This window comes from Sphingomonas immobilis (assembly GCF_030580995.1).
GTDB classification, from domain to species: Bacteria; Pseudomonadota; Alphaproteobacteria; order Sphingomonadales; family Sphingomonadaceae; genus Sphingomonas; species Sphingomonas immobilis.
In genome coordinates, this window is sequence record NZ_JAUQSZ010000009.1 from 64,568 (window position 1) to 80,250 (window position 15,683).

17 protein-coding genes are annotated in these 15,683 nt (G+C 67.1%); 13 read left to right on the forward strand and 4 right to left on the reverse strand.

The features are described from left to right. Window positions 1-68: 68 nt before the first annotated feature. On the reverse strand, window positions 69-2,957 hold the full coding sequence (locus Q5H94_RS13410) for a M16 family metallopeptidase (protein ID WP_304561788.1): 2,889 nt from the start codon (window positions 2,955-2,957) through the stop codon (window positions 69-71). A 138-nt stretch (window positions 2,958-3,095) separates the two neighbouring features. Between Q5H94_RS13410 and Q5H94_RS13415 the strand changes: the two genes are divergently transcribed. From Q5H94_RS13415 to Q5H94_RS13470, 12 genes are all read left to right on the forward strand, one after another. Next, window positions 3,096-3,665 carry a NifU family protein gene (locus Q5H94_RS13415; RefSeq protein ID WP_304561789.1) on the forward strand — a complete coding sequence of 190 codons (570 nt, stop codon included), beginning with the start codon at window positions 3,096-3,098 and terminating at the stop codon, window positions 3,663-3,665. A 41-nt stretch (window positions 3,666-3,706) separates the two neighbouring features. Further along, window positions 3,707-4,297, forward strand: a complete 591-nt coding sequence (locus Q5H94_RS13420; protein WP_304561790.1) for a malonic semialdehyde reductase — start codon at window positions 3,707-3,709, stop codon at window positions 4,295-4,297. Between the two features lie 4 nt (window positions 4,298-4,301). Then, on the forward strand, window positions 4,302-4,946 hold the full coding sequence (gene tsaB / locus Q5H94_RS13425; RefSeq protein ID WP_304561791.1) for a tRNA (adenosine(37)-N6)-threonylcarbamoyltransferase complex dimerization subunit type 1 TsaB: 645 nt from the start codon (window positions 4,302-4,304) through the stop codon (window positions 4,944-4,946). Next, complete coding sequence (rimI, locus tag Q5H94_RS13430) at window positions 4,943-5,419, forward strand: ribosomal protein S18-alanine N-acetyltransferase (RefSeq protein ID WP_304561792.1); 477 nt, start codon at window positions 4,943-4,945, stop codon at window positions 5,417-5,419. The genes tsaB and rimI overlap by 4 nt, the downstream gene beginning before the upstream one ends. Before the next feature lie 108 nt (window positions 5,420-5,527). Further along, a complete protein-coding gene (locus Q5H94_RS13435) occupies window positions 5,528-5,950 on the forward strand; it encodes a Ros/MucR family transcriptional regulator (RefSeq protein WP_304561793.1) in 423 nt (140 codons plus the stop codon). Between the two features lie 78 nt (window positions 5,951-6,028). Continuing rightward, entirely contained in the window at window positions 6,029-6,451 is a 423-nt protein-coding gene (locus Q5H94_RS13440) for a Fur family transcriptional regulator (RefSeq protein WP_304561794.1), read from the forward strand. Between the two features lie 25 nt (window positions 6,452-6,476). Continuing rightward, window positions 6,477-7,304, forward strand: a complete 828-nt coding sequence (locus Q5H94_RS13445) for a lysophospholipid acyltransferase family protein (RefSeq protein ID WP_304561947.1) — start codon at window positions 6,477-6,479, stop codon at window positions 7,302-7,304. 10 nt (window positions 7,305-7,314) lie between these two features. Continuing rightward, window positions 7,315-8,673 (forward strand): tRNA (N6-isopentenyl adenosine(37)-C2)-methylthiotransferase MiaB, encoded by a 1,359-nt coding sequence (gene miaB, locus Q5H94_RS13450; protein WP_304561795.1) that lies wholly within the window; start codon window positions 7,315-7,317, stop codon window positions 8,671-8,673. Further along, window positions 8,648-8,821 (forward strand): hypothetical protein, encoded by a 174-nt coding sequence (locus Q5H94_RS13455; RefSeq protein WP_304561796.1) that lies wholly within the window; start codon window positions 8,648-8,650, stop codon window positions 8,819-8,821. The genes miaB and Q5H94_RS13455 overlap by 26 nt, the downstream gene beginning before the upstream one ends. Window positions 8,822-8,984: 163 nt before the next feature. Further along, window positions 8,985-9,983, forward strand: a complete 999-nt coding sequence (locus tag Q5H94_RS13460; protein ID WP_304561797.1) for a PhoH family protein — start codon at window positions 8,985-8,987, stop codon at window positions 9,981-9,983. Next, window positions 9,976-10,485 (forward strand): rRNA maturation RNase YbeY, encoded by a 510-nt coding sequence (gene ybeY, locus Q5H94_RS13465; RefSeq protein WP_304561798.1) that lies wholly within the window; start codon window positions 9,976-9,978, stop codon window positions 10,483-10,485. Before Q5H94_RS13460 ends, ybeY begins: the two co-directional genes overlap by 8 nt. A gap of 10 nt (window positions 10,486-10,495) precedes the next feature. Continuing rightward, window positions 10,496-11,431, forward strand: coding sequence for a hemolysin family protein (locus tag Q5H94_RS13470; protein WP_304561799.1), 936 nt, complete (start codon window positions 10,496-10,498; stop codon window positions 11,429-11,431). Window positions 11,432-11,434: 3 nt separating this feature from the next. Here the strand turns inward: Q5H94_RS13470 and Q5H94_RS13475 are convergent, their stop codons facing one another. The 3 genes from Q5H94_RS13475 to Q5H94_RS13485 all read right to left on the reverse strand — a co-directional run bounded on the left by Q5H94_RS13475 (window position 11,435) and on the right by Q5H94_RS13485 (window position 13,260). Beyond that, entirely contained in the window at window positions 11,435-12,127 is a 693-nt protein-coding gene (locus tag Q5H94_RS13475; protein WP_304561800.1) for a hypothetical protein, read from the reverse strand. 111 nt (window positions 12,128-12,238) lie between these two features. Further along, a complete protein-coding gene (locus tag Q5H94_RS13480; protein ID WP_304561801.1) occupies window positions 12,239-12,544 on the reverse strand; it encodes a hypothetical protein in 306 nt (101 codons plus the stop codon). A 128-nt stretch (window positions 12,545-12,672) separates the two neighbouring features. After that, window positions 12,673-13,260 carry a hypothetical protein gene (locus tag Q5H94_RS13485; protein ID WP_304561802.1) on the reverse strand — a complete coding sequence of 196 codons (588 nt, stop codon included), beginning with the start codon at window positions 13,258-13,260 and terminating at the stop codon, window positions 12,673-12,675. 154 nt (window positions 13,261-13,414) lie between these two features. Here Q5H94_RS13485 and katG point away from each other — a divergent pair, with 154 nt between their 5' ends. Then, complete coding sequence (gene katG / locus Q5H94_RS13490) at window positions 13,415-15,577, forward strand: catalase/peroxidase HPI (protein ID WP_304561803.1); 2,163 nt, start codon at window positions 13,415-13,417, stop codon at window positions 15,575-15,577. Window positions 15,578-15,683 lie beyond the last annotated feature (106 nt).

Sequence of the window (15,683 nt, forward strand, 5' to 3'; positions counted from 1 at the left end):
GTTGCTGCGGCACGCGGTCGCCCCAAAACGCAGCGGCCCCGGCCTGCGCCCGGGCGACGTAACTCGATCTACTTCGCCGGAGCCGCCTTCGGCACCACCTGCAGCGTCCAGTCCTTGTCGGGGCGCAGATACCGCGCCGCCGTCGCCTGCACGTCCGCCGCCGTCATGCGCGTGAGCGTGCCGTAGAGCCCGGCCAGCGCATCGATGCGGCGCGGGTCGTAGGACGCGCCGGTCAGTTGCAGCATCCAGAACTGGTTGCCGGTCGATTGCCGCAGGATCGATTGCTGCATCGGCCCGAGCGTCCGCTTGAGCTCGTCGTCGCTCACCGGATTGGCGACGAGATCGGCGGCGATCTCGCGGCTGAGCTTGAAGAACAGCGGGATGTTGTTCGGCGCGACCTGGCCGATCGCGACCATCCGCCCGCCGCCGGGCAGGCCGGCGGGCCAGCTGCTCGACACGTTCGGGCTGTAGCTCGCGCCCGCTTCGGAACGGAGCTTGTCGAACAGCCGGTCGCTAAAGATCGCCGCCAGCACGTCGAGCCGCCGCGCGTCGGCGATCTCGTCGAGCCCACCGCCGGTCGGCCAGGCGATCACCGCCGCCGCCTGGTTCTCCGGCCCGTCGTGCGTGCGCGTGACGGGGGTGGTGTTGTGTGCGGGGAAGCGCACCGGCGGCGTGATCTCGGCGATCGCCGGCCGCGGCTTCAGCGCGCCGAAGGTCTTGCCGACCGCGAGCACCGCATCCTCGGGTGTGACGTCGCCGAACACCTGCACCTCGATGGGGCCGGTCTTCATCAACGGTTCCCACAGCGCGCGGAACGCCTCGGGCGTCGTACCCGAAATCTGCTCGCGGCTGGGCGTGCCCCAGCGCTGGTCGCCGTCACGCAGCAGCCGTTCGAGGTCGCGGCTCAGCACGCCGTCTGGCGAGGAATCGTACCCGGCATAGCCCGCCAGCGCGACGCTCTTGCCCCGCGCGAGCGGGTTCGGATCCCAGCCCGGCGTGTTGAGCTCGCTCGCCAGCAGCTTCAACTGGTCGTTGAAATCGGCAGGCGACGTCTGGCCGGAAAGCGAGAAAGCGTCGTCCTCGATATCGAAATCGAGTCCCATGCGCCGCCCCGCCGTCAGCGCGTCGAGATCGCCCTGACCGAGCTTGCCGATGCCGCCCTGGACGAGCGCGAGCTCGGCCGCCCAGGCCGGGGTCGGCTTGTCGGCGGGCAACGCAGCGTAGCCACCACCGAAACGTACGCGGACGTAGATGCGATTGTCCTCCGCCTTGGTCGAATAGACCATCAGGCGCACGCCGTTGGTGAATTCGCCCTGGCTGAGGTTCATGTCGGGGCCGAAGCGATTGATCTTCTCGAGCGGCGCCTTCAGCGCACCGGGCTTGCCGAGCGGCGGCAGCTTCGAGAAGGAGATGTTGGCCTGCGCACGGCGCTTGCCCGCCAGGCCCGACACATCGGCCGACAAGGCGGTGGCGAGCTTCGCGGCGGCGCCGTCCTCGGGCACCTGCAGCGAAATCAGCGCGCGCTGCGCCGTGCCCTCGAACACCTTCTTGGTCGAGGCGAGGATGCGCGCGGGCGTGAACATCTTCTTGGCGCGCGCGTCCTGGAACACCTTCTGGATGGTCGAGGGCGCGGTGGTGGTCTCGCGGATGTCGACCGCCTGCACCATGTCGTCGGCTTCCTTTGAGCCGGCCTCGGCGCGCGCGGTTTCCACGAGGGTGCGGAACGTCACCTCGGTATCGGCGAGCTCGCGATCGATCTCGGCCTGCGTCGCGGGATGGACCTGCGCGTCGGCGATCACGGCGCGGACATCGCGCAGCGCCGGTTCCCAATCGTTGCCGACCGGCAGGATCGTCACCAGAGTGACGTTGGCCGAGCGCGAGGGATCGTCGAGCGCGGCCTGTGCCGCGATGAAGCTGCCGCCGGTGCGCGCGCGCGTTTCCAGCCGGCGGTTGATCACGGCGAGCGCGACCTGATCGACCAGCCGGTTCTGGTTGAAGACCACCGTATCGTCATTGTATTTCCACGGCCGCACCACGGCGAAGGCGATGCGCGTCGGCAGGCCGGGCTCGGTGATCGCACCGGTGGCGGGCTGCTTGGCGTCGGGCGTGCCGAAATCGGGATCGGCGGGCGCGGGTCCGGTGCCCTTCCACGTACCGAAATACTTCGCGATCAGCGGCTCGATCATCGCCGGATCGAAATCACCGGCGATCGAGACGAGCGTGCGTTCCGGGCGATACCAGCGATCGTGGAAGGCGCGCACCGTCTCGGGCGTCGCCGCCTCCAGCGTCTTGATATTGCCGATCGGCGAGCGGTCGGCGAGCGGTTGCCCTGCGAACAGCGCCCCGTTGATCGCGTTCATGAAACGCACCTGCGGCCCCGGCTGCTCGCGCTGCTCGGCCAGCACGGCGGGGCGCTCGCCGGTCAGCGCCGCCTGCGTGATGTTGGGCTGGGAGACCATGCCCGACATGATCTTGATGCTCTGGTCGATGCCCTCGGGCGTCGCGGCGGGCAGATCGAGCTTGTAGACCGTCTGCGTCGTCGTGGTCTGCGCGTTGGTGTCCGATCCGAAGGTCGTGCCCATGCGCTGCCAGATGCGCTTGGCCTCGCCGTCAGGCACGTAGACCGAGCCGCGGAAGGAAAGATGCTCGATCAGATGCGCGAAGCCGCGCTCGCTGTCCTGCTCGTAGAGCGAACCCGCGTCGATGCGCACGCGGATCGAGATCTGGCCGGGCGGCACGCCGTTCTTGCGCACGGCATAGCGCAGGCCGTTCTTGAGCGTACCGAAATGCCACGCCGGATCGGGCGTGATGTCGCTGCCCTTGTAGAGCCAGGGGTCGCGGTTCGCGATCGCGCTGTCGTCCTGCCCCGCCTGCGAAAGCGAGGGGGCGATCAGCAGGGTTGCAGCCAGAATGACCTTGAGGGGGGCGAAGCGCGTCGCGCGCGAAAGAAGATGCATGGCAGGCAACGTAGCGACCTTCCCGCGCCGCCGCCAGCCGCGATCACGCCGCAGCAGGGTGGCTCTCGTTTACGCCGGGAAACCATTCGTTTCCGCAATCGCCTTGATCCCGCCCGCGCGCCGGGCCACATGGGGCCCATGCTGATCGAGACCGAAACGACGCCCAACCCGGTGACCCTGAAGTTCCTGCCCGGCCGCGCCGTGATGGATGCGGGGACGCGCGATTTCGCGACGCCGGAAGAGGCCGAGGCCTCGCCGCTCGCCGAGGCGCTGTTCGGCCTCGGCGATGTGACCGGCGTGTTCTTCGGTCGCGATTTCGTGTCGGTCACCGCCGGGCCGGGCGTCGAATGGTCTGGCCTGAAACCGGATGTGCTGGCGCTGCTGCTCGATCATTTCAGCGCGAACATGCCGCTGTTCCGCGCCGCCGGTAACGGCATCGCCGTGCCCGCCGAGGACGATTTCGCCGAAAACCCGGAGGACGCCGACATCGTCGCGCAGATCAAGGATCTGATCGAGACGCGCGTTCGCCCGGCGGTCGCCAACGATGGCGGCGACATCATCTATCGCGGTTTCGACAAGGGCAAGGTGTTCCTGCAGATGCAGGGCGCGTGTTCCGGCTGCCCGTCGTCTTCGGCGACGCTGAAGAACGGCATCGAGCAACTGCTGAAATATTACGTGCCCGAAGTCACCGAGGTCCGCGCGGTCTGATCTCCGCGCCGTTCTTCCAAACCCAGACAAGGAACCTGCGCATGGCAAAGCTGGCCGATGATGTGCTCGACACGATCTTTCGCAAGGGGCGCACCTACAACGGCTTCACCGACGCGCCCTTCACCGCCGCCGATGCCGATTCGATCTGGGAGCTGATGAAGTTCGGCCCGACCTCGGCCAATCTGCTGCCGGCGCGTCTCGTCTGGTGCTTCAGTCAGGAATCGAAGGAGAAGCTCGCCGCACTGTCGAGCGGCACCAACGGCGAGAAGATCGTGAAGGCGCCCGCCACCGTAATCATCGGCATGGACACCAATTTCCATGAACAGGCGCCGATCCTGTTTCCGCACGCACCCGGCGTGAAGGACTGGTTTCCCGATCCGGCCGCGCGCGAGATCATGGCGTTGCGCAATTCGTCGCTGCAGGGCGGCTATTTCATCCTAGCCGCGCGCGCGCTCGGTTTCGATACCGGGCCGATGTCGGGATTCGACAATGCCGCCGTTGATGCCGCCTTCTTCGCCGATACGCCGGCGGTAAAGTCGAACTTCATCTCGACGATCGGCGTCGGCGATCCTTCGACGATCTTCGAGCGCCTGCCGCGCCCGCCGTTCGAGACGTTTAACACGATCGTCTGAGGTCTTGCGCACGCTGGTGATCGAAACCGCGACCGCCGCCTGTTCGGTCGCGTTGCTGGAAGACGGCGCGGTCATCGCGGCGCTGCATGAGGTGGTCGGGCGCGGCCACGCCGAACGCCTGCTGCCGATGATCGCCGAACTGCCCGGCGGCGGCCGCGCGGCGCATATCCTCGTCGATTGCGGACCGGGCAGCTTCACCGGCGTGCGCGTCGGCATCGCTGCCGCACGCGGCCTCGCGCTCGGCTGGCGCGCGCAGGCGACGGGATATTCCTCGCTCGCGCTGATCGCCGCCGCCGCCTTCGCCGCCGGTCCCAGCCCCAATCCAAGCCTGCCCTCGCTTGCGGTCGTAATCGAAGGCGGGCATGGCGAGGTCTTTATGCAAGCCTTCGACGCTCCGCTCGCGCCCACGTCCGCCCTCGCCTCGCTGCGGCCCGAGGTTGCGCTCGCCGCATTGCGGGGCCGCCCGGCGATCGGCAACGGCGTGCGCCTGCTGCGCGCGATCGATCCCGAAGTCGCTTCGATCGAAGCACTGCCCCGCGCCGCCGACGCGGTGCTGCTCCCCGCCGCTTTCACCGTCCTGCCGCCGCGCCCGATCTACGGCCGTGCGCCCGACGCGAAAGTGCCCGGCACCGGGTCGATCGGGGCGTGAGCACGATCCTCAACGTCGTCGATCTGCGAAGCGGTGCCGCCGCCGATCTCGGTATTGTCGATACCATCATGCAGTCCGCCTTCGACACGCGCTTCGGCGAGGCGTGGACGCGCACCCAGTGCCTCGGCATCCTCGCCATGCCCGGCGTGTGGCTGACCATCGCGGCGGCAAACGGGGAGGATGCGGGCTTCGCCTTGTCCCGGATCATCGCCGACGAGGCCGAGCTTCTGCTGCTCGCCACCACGCCCGCCGCGCGCCGCCGCGGCATCGGCGCAGCATTGTTGCGATCCGTTATCACCGACGCGAAGGGTCGCGGCGCCCGGACAATCCATCTCGAGGTTCGGGAAAACAATGGTGCGATAAAGCTTTATCAAAGCGCAGGCTTCACGAAGGTTGGGGAACGGCGCCAATACTATCGCGGATCGAACGGCCAGACTTTCGACGCATTTACCTTCCGGCGCGAATTAGCCTGAACGCTTGTTCATGGACTAATTTGTTGCTTGCGAAACTTTCTCCGAAGGTGGATATGGCAAGCAACGGTTACGCCTAAAAGTAGCCGGGAATGGGTCGAAAGGACAATAATGGATACTACGCTCGAATTGCAGGAAACCCTGATCACGTTGACCGCGGATATTGTTGCGGCGCATGTCAGCAACAATAGTGTGGCCGTGTCGGACCTTCCGGTCCTCATCGCCAACGTGCATGGTGCGCTTACGGGTCTTGGCGGTGCCGCACCCGCACCCGAAGTGAAGCAGGAACCGGCGGTTTCGGTGCGCTCGTCGATCAAGCCCGACTACATCGTCTGTCTCGAAGACGGCAAGAAGCTGAAGATGCTCAAGCGTCACCTGATGACGCACTATCAGATGACGCCGGAACAGTATCGGGCCAAGTGGAACCTCCCCGCCGACTATCCGATGGTCGCGCCGAGCTATGCCGAGCAGCGTCGCACGCTCGCCAAGAAGATCGGCCTCGGCACCAAGCGCCGCAAGACCGCGACGCGCTGAGCCAACCAGATCGGCGGCGCGTGAGAAATCCGCGCCGCCGCTCTTTATCCTGTCGCGCAGACGCCCTACACTAGGCGCATGGCGCGCAAGATCGACATCGAATCCCTTTGCAATGAAAAGGGCCTCCGTATCACCGAACAGCGCCGCGTCATCGCGCGCGTGCTTTCGGAAGCCGAGGATCATCCCGACGTCGAGCGCGTCTATGAACGCGCCTCCGCAATCGATCCGGGCATCTCGATCGCCACCGTTTACCGCACGGTGCGGCTGTTCGAAGAGGCCGGGATCCTCGATCGTCACGATTTCGGCGATGGCCGCTCGCGCTACGAGCCCGCGCCCGAGGCGCATCACGATCACCTGATCGAGGTCGAGACCGGCCGCGTGATCGAATTCGTCGATCCCGAGCTCGAGCAGTTGCAGAAGGCGATCGCGGAACGTCTGGGTTTCCGCCTCGTCGATCACCGTATGGAGCTGTACGGCGTCGCCATCGACCGCAAGAACTGAGGCGGCGGCGGGCCGCCCGCAGCCGATCACGCCGCTGGGCTGGTGCCGGATAGCTCTGCGCGTGTCCGGCCTTCTGCTTGCGTTGGTGCTGACGGTCCCGCTGCATTATCTCTGGCGGCTGTTCCGCCTCACGTCGCCCTGGCCCAAACTGTTCCTGGGGGCTGCCGCGCGCATCGTCGGCGCGCGTGTCGAGCGGATCGGCGTGCCGTTGAAGCGCGATGTCTTCTACATCGCCAACCACCTGAGCTGGATCGATATTCTCGCCATCGCCGGACAGAGCGGCACCGCCTTCGTCGCCAAGGAGGAGATCCGCGCCTCGCCGGTGGTCGGCTGGCTGGCGACGCTCAACCGCACGGTGTTCGTGAAGCGCGAGAACCGCCTCGGCGTCGCCGAACAGATCAACGAACTGCGCGATGCGCTGGCGGAAAACTGGTCGGTCACGGTTTTCCCGGAAGGCACGACGACCGACGGCCAGTCGCTGCTCCCCTTCAAGACGCCGATGCTGCGCGTGCTGGAGCCACCGCCGCCCGGCGTAATGGTGCAGCCGGTGCTGCTCGATTACGGCGACATGGGCGAGGAGATCGGCTGGATCGGCGAGGAAGCGGGCATCGACAATGCCGGCCGCATCCTCTCGCGCCGCGGCAGCTTCCCGGTGCGCGTGCATTTCCTGGAGCCGTTCCACCCGCGCGACTTCCCCGGCCGCAAGGCGATCGCCGCCGAAAGCCGGCGGCGGATAGAGGAGGCTTTGGTCACGGTGCTCGGCCACCCCTTGCGCGACTTCGCCTATGCGGTCGGCGCGGTGCGCTATGCGGCGAAACCGCAGCCACTGGCGGATTCGGGCCAATCGGACTAAGGGCGCGGCGATGAAATCCGCTCCCAAGACATTCCACGTCAAGTCGTTCGGCTGCCAGATGAACGTCTATGACGGCGATCGCATGGCCGAATTGATGAGCGCTGAAGGGCTCGTCGCGACCGACGATGCCCATGCCGCCGATCTCGTCGTGCTCAACACCTGTCACATTCGCGAGAAGGCGACCGAGAAGGTCTATTCGGACATCGGCCGCATCCGCAAGGAAGCGGGGAAGCGCGGCGGCGATCCGATGATCGCGGTGGCAGGCTGCGTCGCGCAGGCCGAAGGTGTGGAGATCGTGCGGCGCGCGAAGGTCGATGTCGTGGTCGGCCCGCAGGCGTATCACAACCTTCCCGGCCTCGTCGCCAGGGCCGCCACGGGCACGTCCGCGCTCGACACCGACATGCCGGTCGATCTCAAGTTCGGCCATCTGCCCGCGCGCCGCCGCGTCTCACCCAGCACTTTCCTGACGGTGCAGGAAGGCTGCGACAAATTCTGCACTTATTGTGTCGTGCCTTATACGCGCGGCGCCGAAGTCTCGCGCGGGCGCGCGCAGATCGTCGACGAGGCGAAGGCGCTGGTCGATGCCGGCGCGCGCGAACTCACGTTGCTCGGCCAGAACGTCAATGCGTGGGAGGATGATGGCAAGGGTCTGCACGACCTGATCGCCGACCTCGCCGATATCCCCGCCCTCGCCCGCATCCGCTACACGACGAGCCATCCCAACGACATGGCCCAGGGCCTGATCGAGGCGCACCGCGATATATCGAAGTTGATGCCCTTCCTGCACCTCCCCGTGCAATCGGGCAGCGACCGCGTCCTCAAGGCGATGAACCGCAGCCACAGCCGCGACAGCTACCTCCGCCTGCTCGACCGCGTCCGCGCGGTGCGGCCCGACATCGCGCTGTCGGGCGATTTCATCGTCGGCTTCCCCGGCGAGACCGAACAGGATTTCGCCGAGACGCTCAGCCTGGTCGATGCGGTCGGTTACGCGCAGGCGTTCAGCTTCAAATATTCGCCGCGCCCCGGCACCCCCGCCGCGAGCATGACCGATCAGATCGCGCCCGAGGTGATGGACGAGCGCCTCCAGCGCCTGCAGGAAGCGCTCAACCGCGATCAGGCCGCCTTCAACGCCGCCACCGTCGGGCGGACGTGCGATGTGCTGATCGAGCGCAAGGGCAAGCTGCCCGGCCAGTTCCTCGGCAAGAGCCCGTGGCTCCATTCGGTGCATATCGTCGGCGATCTCGCGATCGGCGATCTCGTGTCGGTCGAGATCACGGCGGCCGGGCCCAATTCGGTCACCGGCGTGCCCAAAAGCGGCCATGAGCCGCTGCGAGAGAGCGCGCATGAACGTAACCGCGCCGCCGCGTAACGGAACCGAGATCGTGCTCCCGGATCCCCTCGACGAACACCGCCCGGTGAAGTGGAAGCGCAATCCGATCGGCCTCTGGATCTATGCCGGCATGGGTGCGGTGCGGATCATCCTCTCGGGGCTCTCGATCCTCATCATCCGGCGCTGACGAAAAAGATTTCGCGCCCCCTGTCGCTGCGCCGCGCGATCTGCCAAACTCCCGGGCGGATGCAGCGCAACCGCCTTCTTCCGCGATTTCCTCCGGCGCCCGCTCGCCGTGACGGGCCCCGGCGTTCGCTGCACCCTTCCGTCCTCCGTAGCGAAGGAATTGCATGAGCCGTAAGCCCGTCCCCGCCCAGGCCGGTGAGCGCAGCCGCGCCGAGGTCGTGTTCGAACGCCCGCAGCTGATGGCGCAGCTGTTCGGCGAGTTCGACCAGAACCTGCTGCTGCTCGAGAACCGGCTCGGCGTGTATATCACCGCGCGCGGCAACCGCGTCGGGCTGGAGGGACGCGCCGAATCGGTAGCGGCTGCGCGCGACGTGCTGACCGGGCTCTACAACCGCATCATGCGCGGCGAGGTGGTCGATCAGGGGCTGGTCGAGGCGGTGATCGCAATGTCGGCCGAACCGACGCTCACCGGCATCATCAGCGCGGAGGCGAGCGCCCCGCCGCAGATCATGATTCGCACGCGCAAGAAAACGATCGTGCCGAGGACGGTGGCGCAGGCGCATTATATGCGTGAGCTGCTCAATCACGATATCATCTTTGCGCTGGGGCCGGCGGGGACGGGCAAGACCTATATCGCCGTCGCGCAGGCGGTCGCGCAGCTCATCACCGGCAGCATCCAGCGGCTGATCCTGTCGCGGCCGGCGGTGGAGGCGGGCGAGAAGCTCGGCTTCCTGCCCGGCGACATGAAGGAGAAGGTCGATCCGTATCTGCGCCCGCTCTACGACGCGCTGAACGACTGCCTGCCCGCCGAGCAGGTCGAGCGCCGCATCGCGTCGGGCGAGATCGAGATCGCGCCGATCGCCTTCATGCGCGGCCGCACGCTGGCCGACGCCTTCATCATCCTCGACGAGGCGCAGAACACCACGCCCGCGCAGATGAAGATGTTCCTCACCCGCTTCGGCGAGAACAGCCGCATGGTGATCTGCGGCGACCCCAAGCAGACCGACCTGCCCGGCGGCATGGGCGCGAGCGGCCTGAACGACGCGGTCGGCCGGCTGGAAGGCGTCGAGGGCCTTTCGATCTGCCGCTTCGGCAGCGGCGACGTGGTGCGCCACCCGATCGTCGGGCGCATCGTCGAGGCGTATGAGGGTACGGATGCTTGAGATCGCCCTGTCGCGCGAGGACGTCTGGCCCGATCTCGACTGGGATGCGCTCGCCTTGCGCGCCGCCACCGCCGCCATCACGCGCACGCCGCAGGGCGAGATCCTGCGTGCCGCCGCGCTGTTCGAAGTGTCGGTGCGGCTCACCACCGACGACGAGGTGCAGGTGCTCAACCGGCAGTATCGCCAGAAGGACAAGCCGACCAACGTCCTCAGCTTCCCGATGGTGCAGGCCGATCTGCTCGACACGATCGGGCAGAACAGCGACGACGGCGAGGTGCTGCTCGGCGATATCGTCCTCGCCCACGGCGTCTGCGAACGCGAGGCGGTGGAGCGCGGCATCGCGATTACCGATCACGCCACGCATTTGATCGTGCATGGCGTGCTGCATTTGCTAGGCTATGATCATATGGCCGACGGCGAAGCCGAGGCGATGGAGGCGATCGAGACCGATACGCTGACCTCGCTGGGGCTCGCCGACCCGTATCTTATTCGAGAGGACTGAAACCGCCATTATGCCCGAGGGCCCCAGTAGCAGCGCGACGACGGCGCATTCTACCACCACCGGCAGCCATTCCGCCGACGCCCAGGAGGGCGGGATATGGCGCAACCTGAAGGCGATGATCTTCGGCGATCCCGGCGACGAATCGCTCCGCGCGCAGCTCGAGGAAGTGATCGACGCGCATGAGGACGATCCCGCCCCCGACGCCAAGGGCGACCTTTCCCAGCTCGAGCGTCAGATGGTGCGCAACCTCCTGCATTTCGGCGAGCGCGACGCGGGCGACGTGGGCGTGCCGCGCGCCGACATCGTCGCGGTGGAGGAAGCGACGAGCTTCGCCGACCTCGTGCAACTCTTCGCCGACGCGGGGCACAGCCGCATCCCGGTCTACAAGGAGAAGCTCGATACGATCATCGGCATGGTCCACATCAAGGACGTGTTCAACATCCTCGCGACCGGCGCGCCGCACCCGGACAGCATCGCCGGGCTGATCCGCGAGCCGCTCTACGTGCCGATGTCGCGCGGGGCGCTCGATCTGCTGGCGGACATGCGCACGAAGCGCGTCCACCTCGCCGTGGTGCTCGACGAATATTTCGGCACCGAGGGGCTCGTTACGATCGAGGATCTGATCGAGGAGATCGTCGGCGATATCGAGGACGAGCATGACGACGCGCCCGAGGCGCTGATCGTGCCGATCGATGGCGGCGGCTGGCAGGTCGACGCGCGTGCGGAGCTGGAAGATGTCGGCGAGGTGATCGACCCGCGCCTGGCCGAAGTCGACGGCGACATCGACACGATCGGCGGCCTGGCGGCGGTGCTGGCGGGGCACGTCCCCGAAGTCGGCGAGTGTATCGCCCACCCCAGCGGCTGGACGATCGAGATCGCCGCCGCCGATACGCGCCGCGTGCTGGCGCTGCGGCTGCATCCTCCCAGGCCGGAGCCGGAGGAATAAGCGTCATTCCGGTGCGGCGTCACCGTTGACGAGCGCCGCCACCCGCAGGCGGGGGAACACCGCCTCCAGCGGTTTGGTGTCGGGCAGGACATAGACGTACCCGCCCCTGCGCTGGAACAGCGGCCGCAGTTTCGTGCCGTAGAACACCTTGGGCACGTTGATGCAGCCGAAGGTGATGCGATTGTCGTCGGGCGTCGGCGACAGCATTCGTTCGCGGCGGCGGTCCTTCTTCTTACTGTCTGGCGGAATCGGGTGGAGCGCCACCGACGTGGCGTAGTCGACCCAGAGGATCCGTTCCTTGCCGAAGGCCAGGCCGAACTTGGCAAGGAAGCGGCCAGCCGGCGTGGTCTTTTCGGCCGGGCCGATCTCGGCGAGCTTCTTGCTGCCGATGCCGGGGCTGGCATCGTCGCCCACGGCGACGCCGATCAGCACCGGCACGACGGCGATCGGTTTCGCCTTCGCGTCGAACAGGAAGAGAGCGGCGTTCTTCTTGTCGACGATGGCATAGGGCAAGGCGCGATTGTCCCCCGATGCCGCGACCCAATCGGCGACGCGCAGCGCCTCCGCCGAAGGGAGGATCGCGGTGCCGTCGCGCGCCGCCGCGACCGGCGCGGGTTTCGGGGACGTAGTGCGCGGACGCTCCGCAGCCGGAGTGGCCAGCGCGAGGCCGGCGAGCGCCAGCAGGACATGGATCATCGGATCGGACGCTCAACAAGCAACGGCCGCCGCGGGATGCGACGGCCGTTGCGGCATATCACCCTGGATTCAGGACGGAATGGGGATTCAGGACGGAATGGCCGTGCGCGATCAATTGCGCGGGCGCTTCCGGCGCGATTCCTGCGCCGCCAGCCGCTGCTCCACGCCGTCCACACGACCGTTGAGCTGATCGAGCCGCTGGTTGCTGTTCTGCAACTGACCCGATGCGGCCTGCGCCTCCGCCAGCGCCTGCTTCGCGGTGCCGTCCGTCACCTGCAACCGCTGTTCCAGCGCATCGACGCGCTGGCTCACCGGAGCGATCTGTTCCCGCACATAGGATTTGGAGGCGCAGCCGCCGAGGCCGACGGCGCCCGCGAGAATCACAAGGGCGGGCGCAAATTTTACGGATGGCGACATCGCGTTTCTTCCTATCGTTAAGCAACTGCGCGGAAACGAAGCCGAGCGTCGCGGCACCGACAATCCGATTCTGTCCGGTCGTGCATCTTCCCGGATCAGCCGATGCCGTTTCGGGCCGCCCGCCGGGGTCAGCGCGCGCCGGATCGCCGCTTTGCGTCGGGGGAGAAAGGATCCCTGGGAATACCCTCCTCCCGGACCTTTCCGGCAGTGGGTCCGGGCTGGCGCATGGCGAGGCAGCGGCGCAATTCGGCCATCGCCGCGCCGCTGCCGTCGAGGTTCAGCCGCTCGACCGGGATGTCGCCGCGATCGACGCGCAGAAAGGTGGAAGCGGCGAAATAGACGGGAAACTTCGCCTCGAAATTCGTGACGAACCCCTGCTTGCCGTCCGACACGATGCCGATCGCGAAGTGCTTTGCATAGCCGCCGCGCGAGAGGCGGAAATCGAGCTTGAGCCGGTCACGCGACGCGATCGACCAGTTGGCATTGAGCAGGGTCAGATGATTGGTGCCGTCGGTATCGATGCCGAACAGCAATGTGGTGCCGCCGGGGCGCTGATAGGTTCTGGAGAGGAAGCAGCCGTTGCCGTCCGCGCTCGCGGCGACGGTCCAGTCGCCGACCTCGCGCGCCGGATAGCGTTGCGCGGCGGCGGGCGCGCCCGCGAACAGCACGGCGGCGAGGGCGAAAGCGGCGGGCAGTTTGGGAACAGGCATCGGCATCGGTCGACAACGATCCTGACGTGTACGGGTGCCATGCGCAACGCTCCCGTCGTCAATCAGCCAATCGATCACTATCGGCGATTTAATGTGTTTTCCCGATTGAACGGGAGGTGGCATCCCGCGTTCCACGACCAAACAGGCGTGGGAGAGTGCCATGAACAGCGAAACGAAATGTCCGGTAGGCTTCGGCAAGAATGGGGGTTTCGGCAAGAAGGGCCCCAGCAACAAGGAATGGTGGCCGAATGCGCTGAGCCTCGAAAGCCTCAACCAGCATAACCCGCGCTCCAACCCGCTCGGCGATTTCGACTATGCCGAGGCGTTCAAGGGCCTCGATCTCGACGCCGTCATCGCCGATCTCCACGCGCTGATGACCGATTCGCAGGAGTGGTGGCCCGCCGATTTCGGCCATTACGGCGGCCTGTTCATCCGGCTCGCCTGGCATAGCGCGGGCACGTACCGCGTATCGGACGGGCGCGGCGGCGCCGGTGGCGGCCAGCAGCGGTTCGCCCCGCTCAATAGCTGGCCGGACAATGCCAGCCTCGACAAGGCGCGCCGCCTGTTGTGGCCGATCAAGCAGAAATACGGCCGCGCGCTGAGCTGGGCCGATCTGTTCGTGCTGGTCGGCAACGTCGCGCTCGAATCGATGGGCTTCAAGACTTTCGGCTTCGCGGGCGGCCGCGCCGACACGTGGGAGCCCGAGGAGCTGTTCTGGGGCCCCGAAGGATCGTGGCTGGGCGACGAGCGCTACAGCGGCGAACGCCAGCTCGCCGAGCCGCTCGGCGCGGTGCAGATGGGGCTCATCTACGTCAATCCCGAGGGCCCCGGCGGCAATTCCGACCCCGCCGCGTCGGCGCGCGACATCCGCGAGACCTTCGCGCGCATGGCGATGGATGACGAGGAAACCGTCGCGCTGATCGCGGGCGGGCACACTTTCGGCAAGACGCACGGCGCGGGCGACCCGAGCTTCATCGGCGTCGAGCCCGAGGGGGCGGATATCGAGAACCAGGGCCTCGGCTGGAGCAGCAAGTACGAGACCGGCGTCGGCGCGCACGCCATCACCTCGGGCCTCGAAGTGATCTGGAGCCAGACCCCTACGCAATGGTCGAATCACTTCTTCGACAATCTGTTCAAGTTCGAATGGGAATTGGGCACGAGCCCGGCCGGTGCGCACCAGTGGTTCGCCAAGGATGCGCCCGAGAGCATCCCCGATCCCTTCGATCCGGCGAAGAAGCGCCGCCCGACGATGCTGACCTCCGACCTCGCGCTGCGCGTGGACCCGGCGTACGAGGCGATCTCGCGGCGGTTCTACGAGAACCCTGACCAGTTCGCCGATGCCTTCGCCCGCGCGTGGTTCAAGCTGACGCACCGCGACATGGGGCCGATCGCGCGGTATCTCGGCCCGCTCGTGCCGCAGGAAGCACTGATCTGGCAGGACCGCGTGCCGGCGGGTCCGCAGCTCGGCGATGGCGACGTGGCGGCGTTGAAGGCGAAGATCCTGGAGACGGGCCTCGGCGTGCCGCAGCTCGTCTCGGCGGCCTGGGCCTCGGCCGCGACCTTCCGCGGATCGGACAAGCGTGGTGGTGCGAACGGCGCGCGCGTGCGGCTGGAACCGCAGAAGCACTGGGAGGCGAACGATCCGGCACAGCTTGGCGAGGTGCTGTCGAAGCTGGGCGAGGTGCAGGCCGCGTTCGGCAAGCCGGTCAGCATCGCCGATCTGATCGTGATCGGGGGTGCTGCGGCGGTGGAGAAGGCGGCGAAGGATGCGGGCGTCGACGTCACCGTCCCGGTCACCACCGGCCGCGGCGACGCGACGCAGGAGGCGACCGACGTCCACAGCTTCGCGCCGCTGGAGCCGCGATCGGACGGCTTCCGCAATTATCGCAACGCCGACAGCGCGCACTTCATGTCGCCCGAGGAATCGCTGGTCGACAAGGCGCAACTGCTGCGCCTCAGCGGTCCCGAAATGACCGCGCTGGTCGGTGGCCTGCGCGTGCTCGGCGCCAATTCGGGCGGGTCGCGGCACGGCGTGTTCACCGACCGGGTGGGGCAATTGACGACCGATTTCTTCGTCAATCTGCTCGACATGGCGACGCAGTGGCAGGCGACCGGCGACGAGAACGCCTTCCAGGGCGTCGACCGCAAGACCGGCGCGGCGAAATGGACGGCGACGCGGGTGGACCTGATCTTCGGGTCGAACTCGCAACTGCGCGCGCTGGCGGAGGCGTTCGCGACCGCCGATGCGCAGCCCGCCTTCGTCGCGGCGTTCGTCGCCGCGTGGACGAAGGTGATGGACAACGACCGCTACGACCTCGGCTGAGGGCGTTTACGATCGCGACGGGGCCGCCGGCAGCGATGCCGGCGGTCTTTTCGTGTTCGGATGATACAGAATAACCTTTCGCTCGACCGCCCGCGCCCCTACCTTG